Source organism: Streptomyces sp. Inha503 (assembly GCF_047215865.1).
Classification (GTDB): Bacteria; Actinomycetota; Actinomycetes; order Streptomycetales; family Streptomycetaceae; genus Streptomyces; species Streptomyces lycopersici.
In genome coordinates, this window is sequence record NZ_CP178360.1 from 7,025,400 (window position 1) to 7,048,358 (window position 22,959).

Consider the following 22,959-nt stretch of genomic DNA (forward strand, 5'->3'; position numbering starts at 1 on the left):
CGTGACGGTCGACTCCCCAGGACACCCGAGGGTTCCGTGCCATGCGCGCATCCACCCGATCGAGTGAGTGGATCACGGGCAGGGTACGACCACAAGGCGCCTGCATCCCCCACAACGAGCGGCGCAGCACCCGGGTTACGCCCTCCCCGAGGGCCCTCCCGACTGGCGGGCGGGCCGTGGCCGGGAGGCTACGGGCGGTCAGCGGGCGTCGTCCGGAAGAAGCCGGGCCAGGGTGCGTACGGCCCGGTACTGAAGCGTTTTGATCGCACCCTCGTTCTTCCCCATGACCCGGGCGGTCTCGGCGACCGAGAGGCCCTGGAGGAAGCGGAGCGTCACGCACTCCTGCTGCTGCGGGTTGAGTTTTCGCACCGCCTGGAGCAGGGCGGCGTTGGACAGCGATTCGAGGACGGAGTCCTCGGGGCTGCGCTCGACCTCGTTGGCGTCCAGCATCTCGCCGGTGGTGACCTCCAGCCGGAAGCGGCTGGACTTGAAGTGGTCGGCGACGAGGTTGCGGGCGATGGTCACCAGCCAGGCGCCGAAGTCGCGGCCCTGCCAGGTGAAGGTGCCGATGCGGCGCAGGGCGCGCAGGAACGTCTCGCTGGTGAGGTCCTCGGCCGTGGCCCGGCCGCCCACGCGGTAGTAGATGTAGCGGTAGACCGTGTCGGCGTACTGGTCGTAGAGCCTGCCGAACGCCTCCGCCTCCCCGGACTGGGCGCGCTCGACGAGGTCCATCATGCGGCGGCTGTCGCTGTCGGCGCCGGGGCGCCGGGCGGTGGGGGTGGAGCCGCGGGAACGTCTGCCGACCGCGGCGCCGCCGTCCGCCAGGGCGTAGCACGGACCGGCCTGGCCGGGGCGGTCGACCGTGCCGACGGCTGGGCTGACGGGCTGTGGGGTGGCGAGGGCGGGGACGGCATACGCGGTGGGGACGAAGCCGCGCAGACAGTCGAGGACCGTTGCGCGCAGCGTAGCCAGGCCCGAGGCGTCAACCCCGACGTGTGGGTACACGGGACTCCCAGAGGCAGAGCTTCCATCACGTGCAGTACGGGACCGTCACCCGCCGTAGGGACGCGTGGGTACCGGTTTGCGTCTAAGGAGAATAACGCTTCGTACAGGCGGCACTACACCCAGTTGCTCAAATCATCGTTTCCGTTCGCTCTGTTATGGATTGATGACGCATCAAGTATCGAATGCGTACCGCCAATTGACCGGAACCGTTCGTGGGTTGTGCGATTGTGTGGCGTGTTGTGACAAAGCGGCGGTAAGGGGACTGGCGGGGGCGCTGTGGGGTAGGAAGCACGGAATGACCGAAACAGGGCGGGCGCGTTCGGTTGGTGACGCTGTGTATCGATGGGCACGTCGTCACGGAGCGCGATCGGCGGTCAGTCTTGACCGTCCTCGGTCACGGTCGTACGCAGGCGGTCAGCACCGCCCGAACGGGGCACTCCGGAACGGGCTCAGCGGGAGGTCAGGCGGGGGATCAGGGGTCGGGCCGGGGCCTGGGTGAGACTCGGCCGTCCGGTGGTCAGCGGCGCCGGCGGTGCAGGGCCACGGCGGCCGCTGTGCCGCCCGCCACCGCGCCCACCCCGGCCGCCGCCGGGATGCCGATCTTGGCCGCTTTACGCCCGGTGCGGTAGTCGCGCAGCCGCCAACCGTGCTCACGGGCGTGCCTGCGCAGCCGGGTGTCCGGATTCACCGCGTACGGATGGCCCACGATCGACAGCATCGGGATGTCGTTGGCGGAGTCGCTGTAGGCCGCGCAGCGGGTCAGGTCCAGTCCCTCGGCCCCCGCCAGCGCCCGTACGGCCTCGGCCTTGGCCGGGCCGTGCAGCGGCTCGCCGACCAGCCGGCCGGTGTAGATGCCGCCCACCGACTCGGCCACCGTGCCCAGCGCCCCGGTCAGCCCCAGCCGCCGGGCGATGATCGTCGCGGTCTCGACCGGCGCGGCGGTCACCAGCCAGACCCGCTGCCCGGCGTCCAGATGGGCCTGGGCGAGGGCGCGGGTGCCGGGCCAGATGCGGTCGGCCATGTACTCGTCGTAGATCTCCTCGCCGATCGACATCAGCTCGGAGACCCGGTGGCCCTTGACGATGGACAGGGCGCTGCTGCGCACGTCCTCCATGTGCGCCGGGTCCTCGACCCCGGCCATCCGGAACCAGGTCTGCTGCCAGGCGAAGCGGGCGAGTTCGCGCTTGCGGAAGAAGTGCCGCTTGTAGAGGCCGCGGCCGAAGTGGAAGAGCGCGGCGCCCTGCATGACCGTGTTGTCCAGGTCGAAGAAGGCGGCGGCCCGCTCGTCCCCGACGACGGGGAACTCCGGTTCGGCGGGGGGCTGCGCCGCGGGGGTCTCGGCCGACGACTTGCGCGCGGCCTCGGCCGATGCCTCTCCGGCGAGGACACTCCGCTCGGTGGCGGGTCGTCGACGTCGGGTGAACCATCCCAGTGCGGCCATGGGGCGAGCATAGCCAGCGCTCCGGCGCATCCCGTTACGCCCGGGTGTCGGACCGATTCAGGTTACGCGAAAGGGACGCGCGCAAGAGGGGAACGGACCCGGTGCGGGGGCCGGAATCAGCCGCCGAGCGCGGTGCGCAGCCGCTGGGGGTTCACCCGCCAGAAGTCGTGCTGCTCGCCGTCGATCAGCACCACCGGGATCTGCTCCCAGTAGGCGCGGTACAGCTCCTCGTCCTGGGTGATGTCCTTCTTCTCCCAGGGGGTGCCCAGCTCGCCGCAGACCTCCTCGACCACGGCCTCGGCGTCCTCGCACAGATGGCAGTCGGGCTTGCCGATCAGCGTGACCGTGCGCTCGGTGGGCTTCTTCCGCGGGGTGCGGCGCAGCAACGGGCTCATGGCACAAGTGTGCCCGCGCGAGCGGCGGGCCCGCTCCCGACGGGTTCGGAAGTGGGCTCTCGGTCGATTACGATCGTGGGCGTTTTGTTGCTGTCCGGGGGTAAAAAGGTGAGGAGTGAGGGCCTGTGCTCCCGTCGGCGGTCCAGCGGGGCGAGTGTGCCCGCGGGAAACGGTGTGACGCAGGTAGTGGTTCCGCGGCTGGCTCGATAAGGCGCGTGACACCGGTCACTTTGCTCGGACAAAGCGGACACCATCTTTGTGCACGCGTTCACAAAGACATAGCCTGCTGTCGATGGGGCGGTCATGAAACACCCGGCCGCCCGCAGCCTCGCTCTACCCGCAGGAGCACCGTGGCAACTGGCCGAACTCACCGACCGGCGACCCGCAGCCGAGGGATCCCCGAGGCCACCGTCGCCCGGCTACCGCTGTATCTGCGTGCGCTGACCGCTCTCTCCGAGCGTTCGGTGCCCACGGTGTCCTCGGAGGAGCTGGCCACCGCGGCCGGCGTCAATTCGGCCAAGCTGCGCAAGGACTTCTCCTATCTCGGTTCGTACGGCACCCGCGGTGTCGGCTACGACGTGGAGTACCTCGTCTACCAGATCTCGCGGGAGCTCGGGCTCACCCAGGACTGGCCGGTTGTGATCGTCGGCATCGGTAACCTCGGCGCCGCGCTCGCCAACTACGGCGGCTTCGCCTCCCGTGGCTTCCGGGTCGCCGCGCTGATCGACGCCGACCCCGCGATGGCCGGGAAGCCGGTCGCGGGCATCCCGGTGCAGCACACCGACGAGCTCGAGAAGATCATCACGGACAACGGCGTCTCGATCGGCGTCATCGCCACCCCGGCGGGCGCGGCCCAGCAGGTCTGCGACCGGCTCGTGGCCGCCGGGATCACCTCGATCCTCAACTTCGCGCCCACCGTGCTGTCCGTTCCGGACGGGGTGGACGTGCGCAAGGTCGACCTCTCGATCGAGCTCCAGATCCTCGCCTTCCACGAGCAGCGCAAGGCGGGCGAGGAGGTCGGCGCCCCCGAGGAGGCCGCGGGGGCGGTTCCACCGCCGCCCGTGGCGCCCCATCGAGCGCCCCCGGGCGCCCCCGGCGCCGACAGCGGCCGGCAAGGACCTGACGGGGACGTGCCCGCCGTGATGCCGGCATGAGTCTCCTCGTCGTCGGACTGAGTCACCGCAGCGCGCCCGTGAGCGTGCTGGAGCGCGCCGCCCTGGTGGGGGACGAGCAGGCGAAGCTGGTGCAGGACACCCTCGCCGCCGAGCCCGCCACCGAGGCCGCGGTGCTGGCCACCTGCAACCGCATCGAGCTCTACGCCGACGTGGACAAGTTCCACGCCGGGGTCGCCGAGCTGTCCACGCTGCTCGCCCAGCACACCGGCGTCGGACTGGACGAGCTCACCCCGTACCTCTACGTCCACTACGAGGACCGGGCCGTCCACCATCTGTTCTCGGTGGCCTGTGGGCTGGACTCGATGGTCGTGGGCGAGGGCCAGATCCTCGGCCAGATCAAGGACGCGCTGGCGCTCGGGCAGGAGCTGCACACCGCGGGGCGGCTGCTGAACGACCTCTTCCAGCAGGCGCTGCGGGTCGGCAAGCGGGCCCACAGCGAGACCGGGATCGACCGGGCGGGCCAGTCGCTGGTCACCTTCGGCCTGGAGCAGCTGGCCCAGGGCGCGCCGGTGGCGGAGTGGGCGCGGGGCAAGCGTGCCCTGGTGATCGGCGCCGGTTCGATGTCCTCGCTGGCCGCGGCGACGCTCGCGCGCGCCGGTGTATCAGAACTGGTGATCGCCAACAGGACGTTGGAGCGGGCGCTGCGCCTGGCCGAGTCCCTGGCCCAGCAGCACGCCGCCACCCCGGCCGCGATCACGCCCGCCGATTCCGCCGGTGCGGAGACCGCTGCGGAGACCGGTGCGGAAACGTTGCGCGAGGGCCTGGTGGCCCGCGCCGTGCCGCGGGACCGGGTCCCCGCCGAGCTGCCGCACGCCGACATCGTCGTGTCCTGTACGGGCGCGACCGGGCTGGTCCTGACCGCCGCCGAGCTGCGCACCGCGCTCGCCCAGCGCGCGGCCTGCCCGCCCGGGGCGCACCCCGCCGAGGCGGACGTCTCGCTGCTCGACCTGGCGATGCCGCGCGACATAGACGCGGCGGCGCACCGGATCGAGGGGCTGCACCTGGTCGACATCGAGTCCCTCGCCGAGGCGGCCGCCGAGCCGTCCGGCGCGCCGGGCTCGTCCGCCGGGGCGATGGCCGCCGACGTGGACAAGGTGCGGGCCATCGTCTCCGAGGAGGTGGCCGCCTTCGGGGCGGCCCAGCGTGCCGCGCACATCACCCCGACGGTGGTCGCGCTGCGTACCATGGCGGCGGACGTCGTCGCCAGTGAGATCGCCCGCCTCGACGGGCGGCTTCCCGATCTGGACGACAAGCAGCGGGCCGAGATCACGCAGACCGTGCGCCGGGTCGTCGACAAGCTGCTGCACGCGCCCACCGTGCGGGTCAAGCAGCTCGCGAGCACTCCGGGAGGCGCCGGTTACGCGGACGCGCTGCGGGAGCTCTTCGACCTCGATCCGCAGGCGGTCGCCGCCGTCAGCCGCGCCGACGGCTCGGCCCGTACCGCAGAACCGAACGACCCGAAGGGAGGCCGGGCATGAACCCCACCCCCTCACCCGCCGCCTCCGGCGGCGCTCCGCCGCTGCGCCTGGGCACCCGCCGCAGCGCGCTCGCCATGGCCCAGTCCGGCCTGGTCGCGGACCTGGTCCGCGAGGTCACCGGGCGCCCCGTCGAGCTCGTCGAGATCACCACGTACGGCGACACCTCGCGGGAGCACCTCGCCCAGATCGGCGGCGCCGGCGTCTTCGTCTCGGCGCTGCGCGAGGCGCTGCTCAGGGGCGAGATCGACCTGGCCGTGCACTCGCTGAAGGACCTGCCCACCGCGGAGCCGGAGGGGCTGACGCTGGCCGCGGTCCCGCGCCGCGAGGATCCGCGCGACGCGCTGATCGCCCGGGACGGGCTCACCTTCGCCCAGCTTCCGCCGGGGTCCCGGATAGGCACCGGATCCCCGCGCCGCGCGGCCCAGCTGAACGCGTGGGCCCGCTCCTTCGGCCTCGACATCGAGACCGTGCCGATACGCGGCAACGTCGGCACCCGCATCGGCTACGTCCGCTCGGGACGGCTGGACGCCGTGGTGCTCGCCGCCGCCGGTCTGATCCGTCTGGGGCGGATCGGCGAGGCGACCGAGCTGCTCGATGTCGACCATGTTTTGCCCGCCCCCGGCCAGGGGGCCCTGGCAGTGGAGTGTGCCGCGTCCAACGTGGCGCTCGCTGCCCGGCTCGCCGAGATCGACGACCCGTCCACACGGGTCGCCGTGACCGCCGAGCGATCCCTGCTCGCCGCCCTGGAGGCCGGTTGCAGCGCACCTGTGGGTGCGCTGGCCGACCTGTTGGGCGACGGTCAGGCTGTCACCGAAATGCGCCTGCGCGGCGTCGTCGGCACGCTCGACGGCACGACGCTGGTGCAGCTGTCCACCACCGGTCCCGTACCCGCATCGCCCAGTGAGGCCGCGGACCTCGGTCGCGTACTCGCCGCCGAGATGCTCGCCAAGGGTGCGGCCGGTCTTATGGGGGAGCGAGCACTTTGAACCCCACCGCCCCGAATCACCCCGGCTGCGGACACGTCACCTTCCTCGGTGCGGGCCCCGGAGATCCGGGCCTGCTGACCTTGCGCGCCGTGGAGGCACTCGCCACCGCGGACGTGTTGATCGCCGACCCTCAAGTGCTCGACGTGGTGCGCCAGCACGTCAGGCCGGGCGTGGCCGCGGAGGCTCAGGGCACGCCGCAGCAGGCGGACGCTGATGGGTCGTCAGGCACCGCCACCGTCCCGGTACTCAGGGACAGCGCCAATCTTGTCATGACGGCCGCGCGCGGCGGCAAGCGGGTCGTGCGCGCGGTCGCGGGCGACCCCGGCCTCGACGGATACGCCGCCGACGAGATGCTCGCCTGCGCGGCCGAGGGCATCGTCTTCGAGGTGGTGCCCGGTGTGGCCGCCGCGGTGGGCGTGCCCGCCTACGCGGGGGTGCCGCTGCGGGACGCCCACAGCGCGGATGTGCGCTTCGTGGACGCCCTGAGCGCCGATGAGCGCTGCTGGAGCGAGATCGGCTCGTCCGACGCGACCGCCGTGGTCTCCGCGACCCTGGAGACGGTGGCCGCCGCCGCGGGTGAGCTGGTGGCCGCGGGTCGCAAGCCGGACACCCCGCTCACCGTCACCGTCGCGGGCACCACCACCCGCCAGCGGACCTGGACCGCGACGCTGGGGACCATCGCCCAGGTGCTGAAGGCGGCCAAGGTGCTGCCGTCGCCGCAGGGCGCCCAGCCGGTGATAGCCGTGGTCGGCGAGCAGAGCGCGGCCGGCCGGCGCGATCAGCTGTCATGGTTCGAATCCAAGCCGCTGTTCGGCTGGAAGGTCCTGGTGCCGCGCACCAAGGAGCAGGCCGCCTCGCTCTCCGATCAGCTGCGCGGCTACGGCGCGGTGCCCAGTGAGGTGCCGACCATCGCCGTGGAGCCGCCGCGCACCCCGCAGCAGATGGAGCGCGCGGTCAAGGGCCTGGTCACCGGGCGCTATGAGTGGATCGCCTTCACCTCGGTCAACGCGGTCAAGGCGGTGCGGGAGAAGTTCGAGGAGTACGGGCTCGACGCCCGCGCGTTCGCCGGGATCAAGGTCGCGGCGGTGGGCGAGCAGACCGCGAGGTCGCTGATCGACTTCGGGGTGAAGCCGGATCTGGTGCCCACCGGTGAGCAGTCCGCGGCCGGGCTGCTGGAGGACTGGCCGCCGTACGACCCGGTGTTCGACCCGATCGACCGGGTGTTCCTGCCGCGTGCCGACATCGCCACCGAGACCCTGGTCGCCGGGCTGATCGAGCTGGGCTGGGAGGTCGACGACGTGACCGCGTACCGCACCGTGCGCGCCTCGCCGCCGCCGGCCGAGACCCGGGAGGCCATCAAGGGCGGCGGGTTCGACGCGGTGCTCTTCACCTCGTCGTCCACCGTGCGGAACCTCGTCGGCATCGCGGGCAAGCCGCACAATGTCACTGTCATCGCCTGTATCGGCCCGGCCACCGCTAAGACCGCGGAGGAGCATGGACTGCGGGTGGATGTGCTGTCGCCCGAGCCCTCGGTGCTCAAGCTGGCCGAGGCGCTCGCGGACTTCGGGGCGGCGCGGCGGCAGGCCGCGATCGAGGCCGGGGAGCCGGTCACCCGCCCGAGCGAGCGACGGCCTGGTTCACGGAGGAGGGCACGCTCTTGACCATCTCGAACGGCAGCTTCCCCGGTACGCGGCCCCGGCGGCTGCGCACCACGCCCGCGATGCGGCGCATGGTCGCGGAGACCCGGCTGCACCCGGCCGAGCTGATCCTGCCCGCGTTCATCCGCGAGGGCGTGAGTGAGCCGGTGCCGCTGGAGTCGATGCCGGGCGTGGTCCAGCACAGCCGGGACACGCTGCGGAAGGCGGCGGCGGAGGCGGTCGCCGCGGGGATCGGCGGGATCATGCTCTTCGGGGTGCCGGAGGAGTCCAAGAAGGACGCGGTCGGCACCCCCGGCACGGACCCGGACGGGATCCTCCAGGTGGCGATCCGCGATGTGCGAGCCGAGGTCGGCGACGACCTCGTGATCATGTCCGACCTCTGCCTGGACGAGCACACCGACCACGGCCACTGCGGGGTCCTGGACGCCGAGGGCCGGATCGACAACGACGCCACGCTGGAGCGGTACGCGGAGATGGCGCGCGCCCAGGCCGACGCGGGCGTCCACACCGTGGGCCCCAGCGGGATGATGGACGGGCAGGTCCGGGTGGTCCGCGAGGCGCTGGACGGCGCCGGGCACCAGGACGTCTCGATCCTCGCCTACACCGCGAAGTACGCCTCCGCCTTCTACGGCCCGTTCCGCGAGGCGGTGGGCTCCTCGCTGAAGGGCGACCGCAAGACCTACCAGCAGGACCCGGCCAACGCCCGCGAGTCGCTGCGCGAGCTGGAACTGGACCTGGCCGAGGGCGCGGACATGGTCATGGTCAAGCCGGCCCTGCCGTACCTGGACATCCTGCGGCGGATCGCCGACGCCGTGGACGTGCCGGTGGCCGCGTACCAGATCTCCGGTGAGTACGCGATGGTCGAGGCGGCCGCGGCCAACGGCTGGATCGACCGCGACCGAGCGATCATGGAGACGCTGACCTCGGTGCGGCGCGCGGGCGCGGGGATGATCCTCACGTACTGGGCGACCGAGGTGGCCCATCGGCTGAACCGCGGGGAGTGACGCCCCGCCGCGGGGAACGACCACGAGGCCGGGGGCGCGGAGCCCCCGGCCTCATCCGTCACCGGTCCTCGCGCTCCGCGGGGGCCAGCCGGGCCCAGGCCGCGAACGCCGCCGCCACGGCCAGCAGGCCGAGGCCGATCCACAGGTTGATGCGGATCCCGTCGGCCTTGGCCACCTCGGCGGGGCTGTCCGTCAGGCCCAGCGCGGTCAGCACCGCGCCGTACAGGCCGAGCAGCCCGGCGATGAGCCAGCGCACATCGAAGGTCTTGCCCGGGGCCATGGGGTCCTCGCCCCTCTTCATGTCGCTCATACGGCGATCACCAGCCAGACGCTCAGAGCCGCTGTCAGGGTCAGGATGACGCTCCCCAGCACCACCGGGGACTTCCACCACGGCTGCCGCACCAGCGCCTCATGGGCGTCCGGCGAGTCGGGGTCGGGCAGGCCCCACACCAGACCGGCCAGTTCGGCGACCGGCTTGGGCTTGGTGACGAGGGTGACCGCGACCGTGACGACCGCGTCCACGACGAAGGCGAAGAGCGCGCCGTAGAAGTTGGCCATCTGGGCGTTGATGGTGTCGTGCGGGCCGACCTCGCCGCCGGGGTAGAACCAGCCGATGTGGTACGCGGAGAGGTGGGCCGCGGCCGCCGCGACCGTGCCGGAGAGCATGCCCCAGAAGCCCGCCCACGGGGTGACCCGCTTCCAGAACATCGCCAGCAGGAAGGTCGCGAACAGCGGCGAGTTGAAGAACGAGAACAGCAGCTGGATGTAGTTCTGGATGTTGTTGTACTCGGAGGCGACGAACGCGGCGGCCACGCTCACCGCGATGCCCGCGACCGTGGCGTAGCGCCCGGCCTTGAGGTAGTAGCGGTCGTCGCGCCCCTTGACGATGTACGGCTTCCAGATGTCGTAGGTGAACACCGTGTTGAAGCCGGATATGTTGGCCGCCATGCCCGCCATGAAGGCCGCCAGCAGCCCGGTGAGGGCGATGCCGAGCACGCCGTTCGGCAGGAAGCGCTGCATCATCTCGGGGATCACGTCGTTGTACGTGGGCCCGCCGGGCTTCCCCAGCTTGGGGATGATGACCAGCGCGATCATGCCGGGGACCACGGTGAACAGCGGGAGCGCCATCTTGGGGAAGGCGGCGATCAGCGGGGTGCGGCGGGCCGCGTTGAGGTCCTTGGCGGCCAGGGACCGCTGTACCTCGGCGAAGTTGGTGGTCCAGTAGCCGAAGGCGAGCACGAAGCCCTCGCCCATCGCCAGGCCGATCCAGTCGCCCAGCGGGTTGGTCCAGTGGCCCGGTGTGGTGCCCTGCCAGGTGTGCAGCAGGCTGGGGTCCTGCACGGCCTCCTTGAGGCCGCTGAAGCCGCCCACGTAGTGCAGCCCGATGACGACGATCGGGATCAGCCCGGCGAGGATCACGAAGAACTGGAGCACCTCGCCGTAGATCGCGCCCGCGAGCCCGCCCAGGGTGATGTACCCGAGGACGAAGACCGCCGACAGCAGGATGGACAGCCACAGCGGCCAGCCGATCAGCAGCTTGACGATCAGGGCGAGCGCGAAGAGGTTCACCCCGGCCAGCAGCATCTGCGCCACGGCGAAGACGACGCTGTTGAGGAGGTGGGTCTGGTTGTTGAAGCGGCGGCGCAGATACTCCGAGACGCTGTGGACCCGGGTCGAGTAGTAGAACGGCATCATCACGACGCCGAGGAAGACCATCGCGGGGATGGCGCCGAGCCAGTAGAAGTGCACCGCGGCGGCGCCGTACTGGGCGCCGTTGGCCGCGCCGCCGATGATCTCCAGGGCGCCGAGGTTGGCGGATATGAAGGCGATGCCGGTGATCCAGGCGGGCATCGAGCGCCCGGCGAGGAAGAAGTCACCGGTGGTGTGGACGGCCCGCTTGGTGGTGACGCCGATGGCGATGATCGCGCCGAAGTAGACGGTGAGCAGGAACCAGTCGACGGCGCCGAGGCTGAGCGTGCCGGTCATCACCGGCCCCTGACCACGAAGTCGGCGGCCGCCCGGCCGGGGGCCACCAGCCGGGCGTTGGCCTCGTCGGAGGTGAGGACGAAGCGCTCGGCCTCGTCGTGCGGCTTGCCGAACCGCTCATGGCGCTCGATCAGCCGGCGCACCCGCTCCTCGGTGTCCAGGTCGACCCACCAGGTCTCGTCCAGCAGCTCGCGTACCGGGAGCCAGGGCGCCTCGTCGAGGAGCAGATAGTTCCCCTCGGTGATCACCAGCGGGATCTCCGGCGGAACCGGGATGGTGCCCGCGACCGGCTGCTCGAGCTCCCGGTCGAACCCCGGCGCGTAGACGACCTCCTCGGTGCGCGGCGCCCGCAGCCGCCGCAGCAGCGCGGTGTAGCCGTACGGATCGAAGGTCTCCGGCGCGCCCTTGCGGCCGGTCAGGCCGAGCCGGCGCAGCTCGGCGTCGGCGAGGTGGAAGCCGTCCATGGGCACCAGGACGGCCCGGTCGGCGCCGAGGGCGTCGACCAGGTGTTCGGCGAGGGTGGTCTTGCCGGCCCCGGGTGGTCCGGCGATGCCGAGCAGACGGCGGCCGCCTGCTTCGGCCAGGCGCTGAGCGCGCTCAAGGAGGTGCTGGGGAGTCATAGCGGGCGCTTTCGGCGGGTTCAGGGGACTTTACGGGACTGGGGGACGCGGATGGCGGGGCGGGGTGCTCGGACGTGCTCAGGGCCGCGTGGGCGGCCTCGGACGTGCTCAGGCCGCCGCGTGGGCGGCCTTGAGCTGGTCGGCGATGTACGAGCGGGCATGGGCGGCGAGGTCGGCGCCGTCGGCCCACAGATCGCGCCAGACGGCGAGGTCGTGGGAGAGGCCGGGGGCGACCACGGCGGAGGAGAAGGACTCGAAGGTGATCGGGCCCTGGTAGCCGATGTCCGCGAGGGCGTGGAAGAAGGCGGGGAAGTCCACGGTGCCGGAGCCGAGGTAGCCGCGGTGGGACTCGCCGATGTGGACATAGCCGAGGCGGTCGCCGCAGGCGCGGACCGGGCGGGAGAAGTCCTGCTCCTCGATGTTCATGTGGTACGTGTCGAGGTGGACCACCACATTGGCCGCGCCGATCTCGTCGATCAGCTCCAGGCCCTGCCGCGCGGTGTTGACCAGGTTGGACTCATAGCGGTTGACGACCTCCAGGCCGAGCGTCACCCCGAGCCCGTCGGCCTCGGCGGCGAGCCTGCGCAGGGCCTGGACGGCGTGTTCGCGGCCCTTGGGGGTCGGCGGGTGGCCGTATTTGCCGAGCGCGCCGTAGAGCACTCCGCCGAAGTAGTGGCCGCCCAGGTCATGGGTGAGGTGGAGGGCCTGGCGCAGCAGCGCCTCGCCGCGGGCGGCGGTGGCGGGGTCCTCGGCGGAGACATCGGAGTCGAAGGCGAGGCCGCGGGAGCAGGCGACGCCGAGCTCATGGGCGGCGAGCACCTCGCGGGTGGCCTTCACATCGACGATCCCGGGGTCGTGGAGGGAGATCTCGACCAGGTCGTATCCGGCCTCGCGGCTGCGGGCCGCGGCGGTCCGGGCGCCCTCGGGAGTCCAGTCGCCGGTCCACACGAGTGCGTGTACTCCGAGGTCGTTCATGGCGATCCCTTCTCCTGCCTGCCCTTCGGGCGTGCTGTGCGGCGTTGCCCGCCTGATGTTACGCATCTTTTGCATGAAGGCAATACATAAGTCTTCTTGGGATTGGTCGTAAAGGGAGGTACGGTGTGGGCGGTACCGAACAGAGCGTGAACAGCGGAGGACAGGGCCCAGTGACGGAGGCGGTCTCGGCAGGTCAGCCAGCGCAGGCGCATCCCACGGGCCCCGGGGCGGTGCTGGCGCTCATCCGCGGCGGCCGGGCCACCACCCGCGCCCAGTTGATGGCGGCCACCGGGCTCTCCCGGTCCACCATGGCCACCCGGCTGGAGGCGCTGACCGAGGCGGGCTATCTGGAGGCGTCCGGCGCGGCCGACTCCACCGGCGGCCGCCCGGCGGGCTCCTTCCGGCTGCGCCCCGACTCGGGCGTACTGCTGGTCGCGGACATCGGCGGCAGCCATGTGCACACCGCGCTCGCCGACATGGCCTGTACCGTCCTCGTCTCGCACCGCCGGGACCTCGATGTGGCCGAGGGCCCCGAGGTGGTGCTCGGCCAGGTGGCCGCCGACTTCCGGCGGCTGCTGAAGGAGGCGGGCGAGCCCGCCGGGCGGGTGCGCGGGATCGGCGTCGGCGTGCCGGGCCCGGTCGAGTCGGGCACCGGCCGGGTGGTCAGCCCGCCCATCATGACCGGCTGGGACGGCTATGCGGTGCCGGACTTCTTCCGCGGGACCTACGGCTGCCCGGTGCTGGCCGACAAGGACACCAATCTGATGGCGCTGGGCGAGCACCGGGTCAACTGGCCCGACGTCCAGCATCTGCTCTTCGTCAAGGCGGGCACCGGTATCGGCTCCGGCCTGGTGCTCGGCGGCCGGCTCCACCACGGCTCCCAGGGCGCCGCGGGCGACATCGGCCACATCCCCGCCCCCGGGCTCGACGAGACCTCCCCGGACGCGCCCCTGTGCCGCTGCGGCAACTCCGGCTGCCTGGAGGCGGTGACCGGCGGCTGGGCCTTGGTGCGAGACCTCACCGCCGCCGGGCACGAGGTGGCCACCACCGACGATGTGGCGCGCCTGGTGCGCTCCGGCAACGGCGACGCCGTACGGCTGCTGCGCCACGCCGGGCGCCTGCTCGGGCAGGGTGTCGCGGACGCGGTCAGCCTGCTCAACCCCTCGATCCTGGTGGTCGGCGGCGGCCTGGCCCACGCCCAGGAGCATCTGATCGCCGGTATCCGGGAGGTCACCTACCGCCGCTCACTGCCCCTGGCCACGCGGGACCTGAGGGTGGTCCTCTCCCCGCTGGCCACCCGCGCGGGCGTCACCGGCGCGGCCCATCTGGTCGCGGACGCCCTCTTCGACCCGGCGGCGGTCGACTCCCGGCTGCGGTGACACGACGCCGAGCGCGCCCCGGCGCACAGATGCGCACGCGGGGGGAATTTCCAGGAAATCTCGGCAGAGGGCACATCCATCGGGCCCTCCCGGGCGTCTGATCAGGGAGCGGCCCTGTTATGCGGCCGCAGGCCAGGGGCATTTGGAGATATTGACGTTGAAAACCGGCATGAAGGGTCTACGTCGCGTATCCGCGGTCACGATCACCGCTGGAGCCGTGCTGACGGCGGGGGCGTTCACCGCCTCCGCGCAGGCCGCGACGACCGCAAGTCCCACGATCGCCGCCAAGGGCGGGTTCGTGATGAACAACGCCACGGGGAAGAGCCTGTTCACCAAGGCCGCGGACACCCGTCTTTCCACCGGCTCCACCACCAAGATCATGACCGCCCGGGTGGTGCTCGCGCAGCCGAACCTCAACCTGGACGCCAAGGTCACGGTCCAGAAGGCGTACAGCGACTACATCGTCGACAACAACTGGGCCTCCTCGGCCAAGCTGATCGTCGGCGACAAGGTCACCGTCCGCCAGCTGCTGTACGGGCTGATGCTGCCGTCCGGCTGTGACGCGGCGTACGCGCTGGCGGACAAGTTCGGCACCGGCTCCACCCGGGCCGCGCGGGTGAAGTCGTTCATCGGCAAGATGAACACCACCGCCAAGTCCCTCGGGCTGACGAACACCCACTTCGACTCGTTCGACGGCATCGGGCACGGCGCCAACTACTCGACGCCGCGCGATCTGACCAAGCTGGCCAGCAGCGCGATGAAGTACTCCACGTTCCGTTCGGTCGTGAAGACGAAGTCGACCAAGCAGAAGGTGACCACGAAGAACGGCGGCTACCGCTACATGTCGTGGACCAACACCAACAACCTGCTGGGCAGCTACTCGGGCACCATCGGCGTCAAGACCGGCTCGGGTCCGGAGGCCAAGTACTGCCTGGTCTTCGCCGCCACCCGGAGCGGGAAGACGATGATCGGCACCGTCCTCGCCTCCACCTCGGTGGACAACCGCACGAAGGACGCGAAGAAGCTGATGGACTACGGCTTCAGCAGGTAGCCGTCACCCGCGGCACGGCGAGGGGCCTGCCCCGCGACCCGAAGGGTTCGCGGGGCAGGCCCTTGTCGTGGCCCTCGCGCCTGCTCAGCGCACCGCGTTCCAGGAGTGCGCCACGTCCACCACGACATGCCCGTCGGTCTGGAAGACCCGGAACGGCAGCCGTGCCCGCACGCCCAGGCCCACCTGGGTCTCACCCTCGAAGCTGGCGCCGAAGCGGGTGTCCCGGAAGGTCTGGTAGCCGGAGATGTCCACGCCCGGCAGCGGCTTGCGCGCCCGCCCCGGGTACGACTCCGCGCCGCTGCCCGGGTCGTAACTCGGCGCGGACACATGGATGTCCAGGATCGCGCCGCCGCGGACCGGGATCTCCTCGCCCGAGCCGTCCTGGTGCAGGGTGTTCACATACCCCACGCGGTAGCCGACGCGATCGGCGGCCGTGGCCCCCTTCACGTCGAACACGATGCGGTCGTAGCACGCGTGCCGGCCCGTCCTGATGTTCCCCAGCGGTGCGTGTCCCGCCGGCTGGGCCGTCTTCTCGCCGCTGCCCCAGCCGGTCTCACAGGTCGTCGCCGCCTTGGCCGCGGTCGGCGTGACGGCCCCGGCCGTCGCCGCCGTCGCCGCCAGCGCGCCGCCCGCGAGCGCCATCGCCGCGAGTGCGGTCCCCCACCGTCGCATGGTCGTGCCCCCAATGGTCCGTTGTCCGTTGATGACAGGTGATTCACGGGGTTGGACGGGCCGGGGCCGTGAGAGGTTGTCCCGGTCCGGGAAATGTGTCCCGAATGCTACGTGCGCGGAGGGTGCTCATGGCAGTCGCCCGGGGGTTTTCCCCCGGGCGGGTCGGCCGGTTGCCCGGATGGGACGGTGGGGCCGGTTCGACAAGGCTTGCGCACATGAGACCGACGACCGGCAGAACCGCCGCACTGGCCCTCGCCACCGCCGCCACCGCCTCCCTCCTCGGGGTCGCGTCCGCGAACGCGACCCCGGACCCGCCGGCCGACCCGACCGCCGCCGCGCCCGACTGGGGCGCCTGCGAGGGCACCGGGCTCGACCCCCGTCAGGAATGCGCCACGCTCAAGGTGCCGCTGGACTACCGCGACCCGGGCGGCAAGCGGATCTCCCTCGCCGTCTCCCGCATCCCCAGCGAGCGGCCGCAGGCCCGCCGGGGCACTCTGCTGCTGATCCCGGGCGGCCCCGGTTCGCCGGGGCTGAACCGGCCCAGCACGCTCGGCAAGCGGCTGCCGAAGTCGGTGCGGGACGCGTATGACATCGTCAGCTTCGACCCGCGCGGCCTGGGGAAGTCCACGCACACCGGATGCGATCTGAACCCCGAAGATCTCTCGCTGCTCGCCTCCCGCCCCTGGCCCGCCCCCGGCGGGGACATCACGCGGAACATCACCACCGGCCGCCGCATGGCCGACACCTGCGCCCGCAACGGCGGCGAACTGCTGCGCACCATCAGCACCGTCAACGAGGCGCGGGACATCGACAGCGTCCGCCGGGCGCTCGGCGAGCGGAAGCTGTCCGCGTGGGGCGTCTCGTACGGGACGTATGTGGGCTCCGTCTACGCGCAGATGTTCCCCGAGCACACCGACCGCTGGGTGCTGGACAGCAATGACGACCCGAACCCGGAGCGGGTGGAGCGCGGCTGGCTGGCCAACTACGCCGTGGGCGTCGAGGACACCTTCCCCGACTTCGCCCGCTGGGCCTCCGCCCCCGGCAGCCCCGTGCGGCTCGCCGAGACCCCCGACGGGGTGCGGCGGCGGGTCCTGGAGCTCGCCGCCCGGCTGGACGCGAAGCCGCTGCCGTGGCCCGGCGCCAACCCGCCCGAGCTGAACGGCAACGCACTGCGCCAGAGCATGCTGGACGCCCTGTACTCCCGGGACGACTTCGAGAGCCTGGCCCGGCTGATCGCCGACGCGGACGCGGGCAAGGTGCCCGCCGATCCACCGGCCGACCCTCCGCAGGACGCCGCGGCCGTGTCGCTCGCGACCATCTGCAACGACGTGGAGTGGCCGACCTCCCTGCCCGGTTACGCGCGGGATGTCGCCGCCAGCCGTAAGAGCCACCCGCTCACCGCGGGCATGCCGATGAACGTCACGCCGTGCGCGTTCTGGCATGACAAGCCGCGGGACAAGCCGGTGCGGATCACCGACCAGGGGCCGTCGAACGTCCTGCTGGTGCAGAACAAGCGCGATGTGGCCACCCCGTACAGCGGGGCGCTGGGCCTCCGGCGCTCCTATGGGGACCGGGCCCGGATGGTCAGCGTGGACGCGATGGGGCATGGCGCGGCGTACATGGAGAACGGCAGCGCCTGCGCGGACCGGAGGGTGACGGACTTCCTGCTGACCGGTGAGCGGCCGAAGCGCGATGTGCTCTGCCGGTGACGCCCCCTGACGAGCCGCCGGTGAACGCGGAGAGCCCCGCCCCGGGAAGCCGGGGCGGGGCTCTTCACACGCGGTATCTCAGAGGCGCTCGGGGGTGCGGATGCCCAGCAGGGACATGCCCTGTCCCAGCGTGCGCGCCGTGATGTCGCACAGGAAGAGGCGGTTCTCCACCTGGGCCGGGCCGCCCTCCGCCTTCAGGACCGGGCACTGGTCGTAGAAGGTCGTGTAGAGCGAGGCCAGCTGGTAGAGATATCCGGCCAGCTTGTGCGGCTCGTACCCGGTGGCCACCTCGCGCAGCGTCTCCCCGAACTGGTCGAGGTGCAGGCCCAGCGCCCGCTCGGCCGGGGCCAGCGGAAGCTCCGGGTGGGCCAGCGCCCGCTGCCCCTCGTCGGCGCGGCGCAGGATCGACTGGATCCGGGCGTACGCGTACTGGAGGTAGACCGAGGTGTCCCCGTTGAGCGAGACCATCTGGTCGAGGTCGAACTTGTAGTCCCGCGAGGCGGAGGTGGACAGATCCGCGTACTTCACCGCGCCGATGCCGACCTGGGCGCCGCGCTCGAGGATCTCCTCCTCGGTGAGGCCGAGCTTCTCGCTCTTCTCCCGGACCACGGCCGCGGCCCGCTCGGTGGCCTCGTCCAGCAGGTCCTCCAGCCGCACCGTCTCGCCCGCGCGGGTCTTGAACGGCTTGCCGTCCTTGCCCAGGACGGTGCCGAAGGCGAGCTGCACGGCGTGCACCTGGTCATTGAGCCAGCCGATCCGGCGGGCGGTCTCGAAGACCATCTTGAAGTGCAGCGACTGCCGGGCGTCCACCACATACAGCAGGGTGTCGGCCTTCAGGTGCTGCACCCGGTCGCGGATCGCGGAGAGGTCGGTGGCCGCATAGCCGAAGCCGCCGTCGGACTTCCTCACGATCAGCGGCACCGGATTGCCCTCGGGGCCCTTGATGTCGTCGAAGAAGACGCACAGCGCGCCCTCGGAGCGCACGGCGACACCGGACTCCTCCAGCAGCCGGCAGGTCTCGGCCAGCATGTCGTTGTAACCCGACTCGCCGACCACATCGGGGTCGTGGATCTCGATGTCCAGCTTGTCGAAGACCGAGTAGAAGTAGATCTTCGACTCGTCCACGAACTTCCGCCACAGGGCGATGGTCTCCTCGTCGCCCGCCTGGAGCTCCACCACCCGCCGCCGGGACCGCTCCTTGAACTCCGCGTCGGAGTCGAAGAGCGCCCGCGCGGCCTTGTAGAGCCGGTTGAGGTTGGACATGGCCTCCTCGCCGGAGGAGGCGTCCTTGTGGTCCAGCTCGTGCGGGTGCTCGATCAGATACTGGATGAGCATGCCGAACTGGGTGCCCCAATCGCCGATGTGGTGGCGGCGGACCACCTGCTCGCCGACGAACTCCAGGATCCGCACCACCGCGTCGCCGATCACCGCCGAGCGCAGATGGCCGACGTGCATCTCCTTGGCCACATTGGGCTGGGCGTAGTCGATCACGGTGGTGCCGGGCGCCTGCGCGAACGGCACGCCGAGGCGGTCGTCGGCGGCGCGGGCGGCGAGGGTCGCGGTGATCGCGGAGTCGGCGATCGTGATGTTGAGGAAGCCGGGGCCGGAGACCTCGATGTCGGCGATCACCGGATCGGGGTCGGCCGAGGTGGCGGCGACCGGAAGGTGCGCCACGACCTTGGCGGCCAGCTCACGGGGGTTTCCCTTGAGCTGCTTGGCCAGCGCCAGCATCCCGTTGGCCTGGAAATCGGCCCGGTCGCTTCGTCGCAGCAGCGGGTCCGCGGAGCCGGCCTCCGGCAGGGCAGCCGAGAGGGCGTCCGCGACGCGCTGATGGACCGTAGCGGCGAGGGAGAGGACCGATGCCATGGATGAGGTGCCATTCCGATAGTGGTGGTATGGACAACCCAGTATTTCACGGCGGGTCCAACGATTTCCCCGGCCTGTGGACAACCCGGGCTCGCCCGGCGGGTCCTGTGGGCGAATCCGGAGGGGTTCGTTCCGTCTGGGACAATGGGCGGTGCCATGACCGCTAGGAAGGAAGTGCCGACCGTGGCTCAGAGCACCGAGACCGACTGGGTCTCCCGATTCGCCGACGAGGTCATTGCCGAGGCGGACCGCCGCGCCCCGGGCAAACCTGTCGTCGTCGCCTCGGGACTCAGCCCGTCCGGCCCGATCCACCTCGGCAATCTGCGCGAGGTCATGACCCCGCACCTGGTCGCCGACGAGATCCGGCGCCGGGGCCGTGATTGCGTTCACATCCTGTCCTGGGACGACTACGACCGGTATCGCAAGGTTCCGGCCGGGATCGACCCCTCCTGGTCCGAGCACATCGGCAAGCCGCTCACCTCGGTCCCGGCCCCGCCCGGGTCCGCGTATCCGAACTGGGCGGAGCACTTCAAGGCGCCGATGGCCGAGGCGCTGCGGGAGATGGGCATCGAGTTCCACCCCATCAGCCAGACCGAGATGTACACCTCGGGGGCGTACCGGGAGCAGATCCTGCACGCGATGCGCCACCGCCGGGAGATCGACGCCGTCCTGGACCGGTACCGCACCAAGGACAAGCCGGGCGCCAAGAAGCCCAAGCAGCAGCAGAAGCCGGTGGACGAGGCCGAGCTGGCCGCCGCCGAGGGCTCGGGCGCGGCCGCCGAGGACGACGGCAGCGCGGGCGAGGCGGGTTACTACCCGTACAAGCCGTACTGCTCGGTCTGCGAGCGCGACATGACCACGGTGACCTCGTACGACGACGAGACCACCGAGCTGGCGTACACCTGCGCGTGCGGCCACGGCGAGACCGTCCGGCTGAGCGAGCACAACCGCGGCAAGCTGGTCTGGAAGGTCGACTGGCCGATGCGCTGGGCGTACGAGGGCGTGGTGTTCGAGCCCTCGGGCGTCGACCACTCCTCGCCCGGCTCGTCCTATGTGGTCGGCGGCCAGATCGTCCGCGAGGTCTTCGGCGGGGAGCAGCCCATCGGCCCGATGTACGCGTTCGTGGGCATCAGCGGCATGGCCAAGATGTCCTCCTCCAAGGGCGGTGTGCCCACTCCGGCCGACGCGCTGGAGATCATGGAGGCGCCGCTGCTGCGCTGGCTGTACGCCCGCCGCCGGCCCAACCAGTCCTTCAAGATCGCCTTCGACCAGGAGATCCAGCGGACCTACGACGAGTGGGACGCGCTGGAGCGGAAGATCGCCGAGTCCACGGCCCAGCCCGCGGACGCGGCCGCGTACCGCCGGGCGACCCGCACCGCCATGGGCGAGCTGCCCAGCACCCCGCGCCCGCTGCCGTACCGCACGCTGGCCTCGGTGGTGGACATCACCACCGGCCATGACGAGCAGACGCTGCGCATCCTCGGCGAGCTCGACCCCGAGAACCCGGTGAAGTCCCTGGAGGAGACCCGGCCCCGGCTCGACAAGGCCGAGCGCTGGATCACCACCCAGGTCCCGGCCGATCAGCGCACCCGGGTCCGGGACGAGCCGGACACGGAGCGGCTGGCCGCGCTGGGCGACACCGAGCGCGAGTCGCTGCGGCTGCTGCTCGACGGCCTGGACGACCACTGGTCGCTCGACGGCCTCACCACGCTGGTCTACGGGGTGCCCAAGATCCAGGCGGGGCTGTCGCCGGAGGCCAAGCCGACGCCGGAGCTGAAGGTCGCCCAGCGGTCGTTCTTCGCGCTGCTCTACACCCTGCTGGTCGGGCGGGACACCGGCCCGCGGCTGCCCACGCTGCTGCTGGCGGTGGGGGTGGACCGGGTGCGCAAGCTGCTCGCGGCCTGACCTCCGCGACTCCCGGGCGCCGGGCGGACGGCCTTACGGCCGCTGCCCGGCGTTCCGGCTTCGCGGGGCGGCGGCGGGACGGCCAGTGGCTGCGGGACGGCCCGTGGCCGAGGGGTGGCTAGAGCTGCGAGGCGGTTACGGGATGGCCTCGCGCTCCAGGCGGACGCGCTCCTTGAAGTCCTCGACATACCCGGCCAGCTCGCTGTTGCTGAGGTCGGTCACGCCGTAGGTCTCCCGCAGCCGCTGCCCGAACTGGTACGCGGAGGGGTACTTGCTGTTATCGGCGAGGAACTGGCGGAAAGTCGCGTAGTAGACCTCCTCGCGCGGCACGTCGTCCGGCAGCTGGTTCAGCCGCTGCTCCGGCTGCGGCTCCTCGTACGCGTACCGCTCGGGCTCGCGCTGCTCCGGTACGTAGACGCCCTGATGGCTCCCCACGCCCTCACCGCCGAGCGGCCGCACCCGGCCGCCGGGCCCGACCGGCACGGTCAGTTGGGGCTGCGGGGGCTGCTGTGGCTGGGGCTGCTGGAATTGCTGCGGCTGCTGCTCGGGCTGCGGCGCCTGGCCCGGGACCTGCTGGTCCTGCGCCTGGAGCTGCTGCGGCTGCTGTGCCTGCTGCGGGTGCTGGAGCTGCTGGGGCTGCTGCTCGACCGGCGCGGGGTGGGCGGCCGCCGGGTCGAAGGGCACGGCGTTCCGGCCGTCATGGCCCTGTCCGGCGGGCTGCTGGTAGACCGGCAGGGGCAGCGAGAGCGGCAGCTCCTGCGTCTGGGGCTGCTGGGGGTGCTGCTGCGGGCCCGGGTCCGCCGCGGCCCCCGGCGCGCCGTACGGGCCCGGCTGGGCCTCCAGGGACGCGCCCTTGGGCCCCGTCCCGTCCGCCGCGGCCGACCGGCCCGGGGGGAGCGCGGTCGCCGACACCGTGGACGGGTCGAGACCGGCCGCCGCGAGCCCCGCCGGTGCGGTGTCCGCCAGCGGCACCCCGTACCGCGCCAGCCGCAGCGGCATCAGCGACTCCACGGGCGCCTTACGACGCCAGGACCGTCCGTAGCGGGCCCGCAGCCGGGCCTGGTAGACCAGCCGGTCCTGCTCCAGCCTGATGACCTCCTCGTAGCTGCGCAGCTCCCACAGCTTCATCCGGCGCCACAGCCGGAAGGTGGGCACCGGCGCGAGCAGCCAGCGGGCGATGCGGACCGACTCCATGTGCCGGTCGGCGGTGATGTCGGCGATCCGGCCGACCGCGTGCCGGGCGGCCTCGACGGAAACGACGAACAGGATCGGGATCACGCCGTGCATGCCGACGCCGACCGGGTCCGGCCAGGCGGCCGCGCCGTTGAAGGCGATGGTGGCCGCGGTCAGCAGCCAGGCGGTCTGGCGCAGCAGCGGGAAGGGAATGCGGATCCAGGTGAGCAGCAGATCCAGCGCGAGCAGGACCACGATCCCCGCGTCGATGCCGATCGGGAAGACATTGGCGAACCTGCCGAAGCCCTTGTCGAGGGCGAGATCGCGCACCGCGGCGTAGGAACCGGCGAAGCCGATCCCGGCGATCACCACCGCCCCGGTGACGACCACCCCGGCCAGTATTCGGTGCATCCGTGTCAGTTGCATCGCGGCCACCCGCGACCCCTCCCCGTCCTCAACAACAGCCGCATCAGCGTCGCAT

The 22,959-nt window shown here is 71.6% G+C and carries 19 protein-coding genes; 9 read left to right on the forward strand and 10 right to left on the reverse strand.

Features of this window, described 5'->3' with window-relative positions:
• Positions 1–198 precede the first annotated feature (198 nt).
• The 3 genes from ACJX2R_RS29495 to ACJX2R_RS29505 all read right to left on the reverse strand — a co-directional run bounded on the left by ACJX2R_RS29495 (position 199) and on the right by ACJX2R_RS29505 (position 2,841).
• Positions 199–1,005 (reverse strand): ECF subfamily RNA polymerase sigma factor, BldN family, encoded by an 807-nt coding sequence (locus ACJX2R_RS29495; RefSeq protein ID WP_086884617.1) that lies wholly within the window; start codon positions 1,003–1,005, stop codon positions 199–201.
• Between the two features lie 517 nt (positions 1,006–1,522).
• The gene (locus ACJX2R_RS29500) at positions 1,523–2,446 is read right to left on the reverse strand and encodes an HAD family hydrolase (RefSeq protein WP_020869454.1); all 924 of its coding nucleotides are present in this window, start codon (positions 2,444–2,446) and stop codon (positions 1,523–1,525) included.
• 116 nt (positions 2,447–2,562) lie between these two features.
• Positions 2,563–2,841: a glutaredoxin family protein gene (locus ACJX2R_RS29505; protein ID WP_201858443.1), complete on the reverse strand. Its 279-nt coding sequence runs from the start codon at positions 2,839–2,841 to the stop codon at positions 2,563–2,565.
• 350 nt (positions 2,842–3,191) lie between these two features.
• On the opposite strand from ACJX2R_RS29505, the gene ACJX2R_RS29510 reads away from it, so the two are divergent.
• Genes ACJX2R_RS29510 through hemB form a run of 5 tightly spaced genes read left to right on the forward strand, consistent with a single transcriptional unit; the run spans position 3,192 to position 9,142 of the window.
• A complete protein-coding gene (locus ACJX2R_RS29510; RefSeq protein WP_262701551.1) occupies positions 3,192–3,995 on the forward strand; it encodes a redox-sensing transcriptional repressor Rex in 804 nt (267 codons plus the stop codon).
• On the forward strand, positions 3,992–5,494 hold the full coding sequence (locus tag ACJX2R_RS29515) for a glutamyl-tRNA reductase (RefSeq protein ID WP_413102624.1): 1,503 nt from the start codon (positions 3,992–3,994) through the stop codon (positions 5,492–5,494). Before ACJX2R_RS29510 ends, ACJX2R_RS29515 begins: the two co-directional genes overlap by 4 nt.
• Positions 5,491–6,480, forward strand: coding sequence for a hydroxymethylbilane synthase (gene hemC / locus ACJX2R_RS29520; protein ID WP_413102625.1), 990 nt, complete (start codon positions 5,491–5,493; stop codon positions 6,478–6,480). The genes ACJX2R_RS29515 and hemC overlap by 4 nt, the downstream gene beginning before the upstream one ends.
• Positions 6,477–8,141 carry a uroporphyrinogen-III synthase gene (locus tag ACJX2R_RS29525; RefSeq protein ID WP_413102626.1) on the forward strand — a complete coding sequence of 555 codons (1,665 nt, stop codon included), beginning with the start codon at positions 6,477–6,479 and terminating at the stop codon, positions 8,139–8,141. Before hemC ends, ACJX2R_RS29525 begins: the two co-directional genes overlap by 4 nt.
• A gap of 2 nt (positions 8,142–8,143) precedes the next feature.
• Entirely contained in the window at positions 8,144–9,142 is a 999-nt protein-coding gene (gene hemB / locus ACJX2R_RS29530) for a porphobilinogen synthase (RefSeq protein WP_413105970.1), read from the forward strand.
• Positions 9,143–9,200: 58 nt separating this feature from the next.
• Here hemB and ACJX2R_RS29535 read toward each other — a convergent pair whose 3' ends face one another.
• The 4 genes from ACJX2R_RS29535 to ACJX2R_RS29550 all read right to left on the reverse strand — a co-directional run bounded on the left by ACJX2R_RS29535 (position 9,201) and on the right by ACJX2R_RS29550 (position 12,723).
• Positions 9,201–9,452 (reverse strand): hypothetical protein, encoded by a 252-nt coding sequence (locus ACJX2R_RS29535; RefSeq protein WP_413102627.1) that lies wholly within the window; start codon positions 9,450–9,452, stop codon positions 9,201–9,203.
• A complete protein-coding gene (locus ACJX2R_RS29540) occupies positions 9,449–11,128 on the reverse strand; it encodes a sodium:solute symporter family protein (RefSeq protein ID WP_413102628.1) in 1,680 nt (559 codons plus the stop codon). Before ACJX2R_RS29540 ends, ACJX2R_RS29535 begins: the two co-directional genes overlap by 4 nt.
• On the reverse strand, positions 11,128–11,748 hold the full coding sequence (locus tag ACJX2R_RS29545) for a nucleoside/nucleotide kinase family protein (protein ID WP_413102629.1): 621 nt from the start codon (positions 11,746–11,748) through the stop codon (positions 11,128–11,130). The genes ACJX2R_RS29540 and ACJX2R_RS29545 overlap by 1 nt, the downstream gene beginning before the upstream one ends.
• A 108-nt stretch (positions 11,749–11,856) precedes the next feature.
• Entirely contained in the window at positions 11,857–12,723 is an 867-nt protein-coding gene (locus tag ACJX2R_RS29550; protein WP_413102630.1) for a sugar phosphate isomerase/epimerase family protein, read from the reverse strand.
• A 170-nt stretch (positions 12,724–12,893) separates the two neighbouring features.
• Here ACJX2R_RS29550 and ACJX2R_RS29555 point away from each other — a divergent pair, with 170 nt between their 5' ends.
• Both ACJX2R_RS29555 and ACJX2R_RS29560 read left to right on the forward strand, forming a co-directional pair.
• The gene (locus ACJX2R_RS29555) at positions 12,894–14,102 is read left to right on the forward strand and encodes an ROK family transcriptional regulator (protein WP_413102631.1); all 1,209 of its coding nucleotides are present in this window, start codon (positions 12,894–12,896) and stop codon (positions 14,100–14,102) included.
• Between the two features lie 169 nt (positions 14,103–14,271).
• A complete protein-coding gene (locus ACJX2R_RS29560; RefSeq protein ID WP_262701544.1) occupies positions 14,272–15,153 on the forward strand; it encodes a D-alanyl-D-alanine carboxypeptidase family protein in 882 nt (293 codons plus the stop codon).
• 84 nt (positions 15,154–15,237) lie between these two features.
• On the opposite strand, the gene ACJX2R_RS29565 is transcribed toward ACJX2R_RS29560, so the two are convergent.
• Positions 15,238–15,825 carry a hypothetical protein gene (locus ACJX2R_RS29565; protein WP_413102632.1) on the reverse strand — a complete coding sequence of 196 codons (588 nt, stop codon included), beginning with the start codon at positions 15,823–15,825 and terminating at the stop codon, positions 15,238–15,240.
• Between the two features lie 215 nt (positions 15,826–16,040).
• Here ACJX2R_RS29565 and ACJX2R_RS29570 point away from each other — a divergent pair, with 215 nt between their 5' ends.
• Positions 16,041–17,534 carry an alpha/beta hydrolase gene (locus ACJX2R_RS29570; RefSeq protein ID WP_413102633.1) on the forward strand — a complete coding sequence of 498 codons (1,494 nt, stop codon included), beginning with the start codon at positions 16,041–16,043 and terminating at the stop codon, positions 17,532–17,534.
• 78 nt (positions 17,535–17,612) lie between these two features.
• On the opposite strand, the gene argS is transcribed toward ACJX2R_RS29570, so the two are convergent.
• Entirely contained in the window at positions 17,613–19,400 is a 1,788-nt protein-coding gene (gene argS, locus ACJX2R_RS29575) for an arginine--tRNA ligase (RefSeq protein ID WP_413102634.1), read from the reverse strand.
• 156 nt (positions 19,401–19,556) lie between these two features.
• Here argS and lysS point away from each other — a divergent pair, with 156 nt between their 5' ends.
• On the forward strand, positions 19,557–21,305 hold the full coding sequence (lysS, locus tag ACJX2R_RS29580; RefSeq protein ID WP_413102635.1) for a lysine--tRNA ligase: 1,749 nt from the start codon (positions 19,557–19,559) through the stop codon (positions 21,303–21,305).
• A gap of 135 nt (positions 21,306–21,440) precedes the next feature.
• On the opposite strand, the gene ACJX2R_RS29585 is transcribed toward lysS, so the two are convergent.
• Positions 21,441–22,904 (reverse strand): DUF2637 domain-containing protein, encoded by a 1,464-nt coding sequence (locus ACJX2R_RS29585; RefSeq protein WP_413102636.1) that lies wholly within the window; start codon positions 22,902–22,904, stop codon positions 21,441–21,443.
• Positions 22,905–22,959 lie beyond the last annotated feature (55 nt).

What these genes read in the sequence shown, in the direction of transcription:
- lysS (WP_413102635.1), top strand. Translation starts at nt 19,557, where the DNA reads ATGACCGCTAGGAAGGAAGTGCCGACCGTGGCTCAGAGCACCGAGACC.
- ACJX2R_RS29505 (WP_201858443.1), bottom strand. Translation starts at nt 2,841, where the DNA reads ATGAGCCCGTTGCTGCGCCGCACCCCGCGGAAGAAGCCCACCGAGCGC.
- ACJX2R_RS29560 (WP_262701544.1), top strand. Translation starts at nt 14,272, where the DNA reads ATGAAGGGTCTACGTCGCGTATCCGCGGTCACGATCACCGCTGGAGCC.
- ACJX2R_RS29545 (WP_413102629.1), bottom strand. Translation starts at nt 11,748, where the DNA reads ATGACTCCCCAGCACCTCCTTGAGCGCGCTCAGCGCCTGGCCGAAGCA.
- ACJX2R_RS29540 (WP_413102628.1), bottom strand. Translation starts at nt 11,128, where the DNA reads ATGACCGGCACGCTCAGCCTCGGCGCCGTCGACTGGTTCCTGCTCACC.
- ACJX2R_RS29570 (WP_413102633.1), top strand. Translation starts at nt 16,041, where the DNA reads ATGAGACCGACGACCGGCAGAACCGCCGCACTGGCCCTCGCCACCGCC.
- ACJX2R_RS29500 (WP_020869454.1), bottom strand. Translation starts at nt 2,446, where the DNA reads ATGGCCGCACTGGGATGGTTCACCCGACGTCGACGACCCGCCACCGAG.
- ACJX2R_RS29585 (WP_413102636.1), bottom strand. Translation starts at nt 22,904, where the DNA reads ATGCAACTGACACGGATGCACCGAATACTGGCCGGGGTGGTCGTCACC.
- ACJX2R_RS29535 (WP_413102627.1), bottom strand. Translation starts at nt 9,452, where the DNA reads ATGAGCGACATGAAGAGGGGCGAGGACCCCATGGCCCCGGGCAAGACC.
- hemC (WP_413102625.1), top strand. Translation starts at nt 5,491, where the DNA reads ATGAACCCCACCCCCTCACCCGCCGCCTCCGGCGGCGCTCCGCCGCTG.
- ACJX2R_RS29565 (WP_413102632.1), bottom strand. Translation starts at nt 15,825, where the DNA reads ATGCGACGGTGGGGGACCGCACTCGCGGCGATGGCGCTCGCGGGCGGC.
- argS (WP_413102634.1), bottom strand. Translation starts at nt 19,400, where the DNA reads ATGGCATCGGTCCTCTCCCTCGCCGCTACGGTCCATCAGCGCGTCGCG.
- ACJX2R_RS29550 (WP_413102630.1), bottom strand. Translation starts at nt 12,723, where the DNA reads ATGAACGACCTCGGAGTACACGCACTCGTGTGGACCGGCGACTGGACT.
- ACJX2R_RS29515 (WP_413102624.1), top strand. Translation starts at nt 3,992, where the DNA reads ATGAGTCTCCTCGTCGTCGGACTGAGTCACCGCAGCGCGCCCGTGAGC.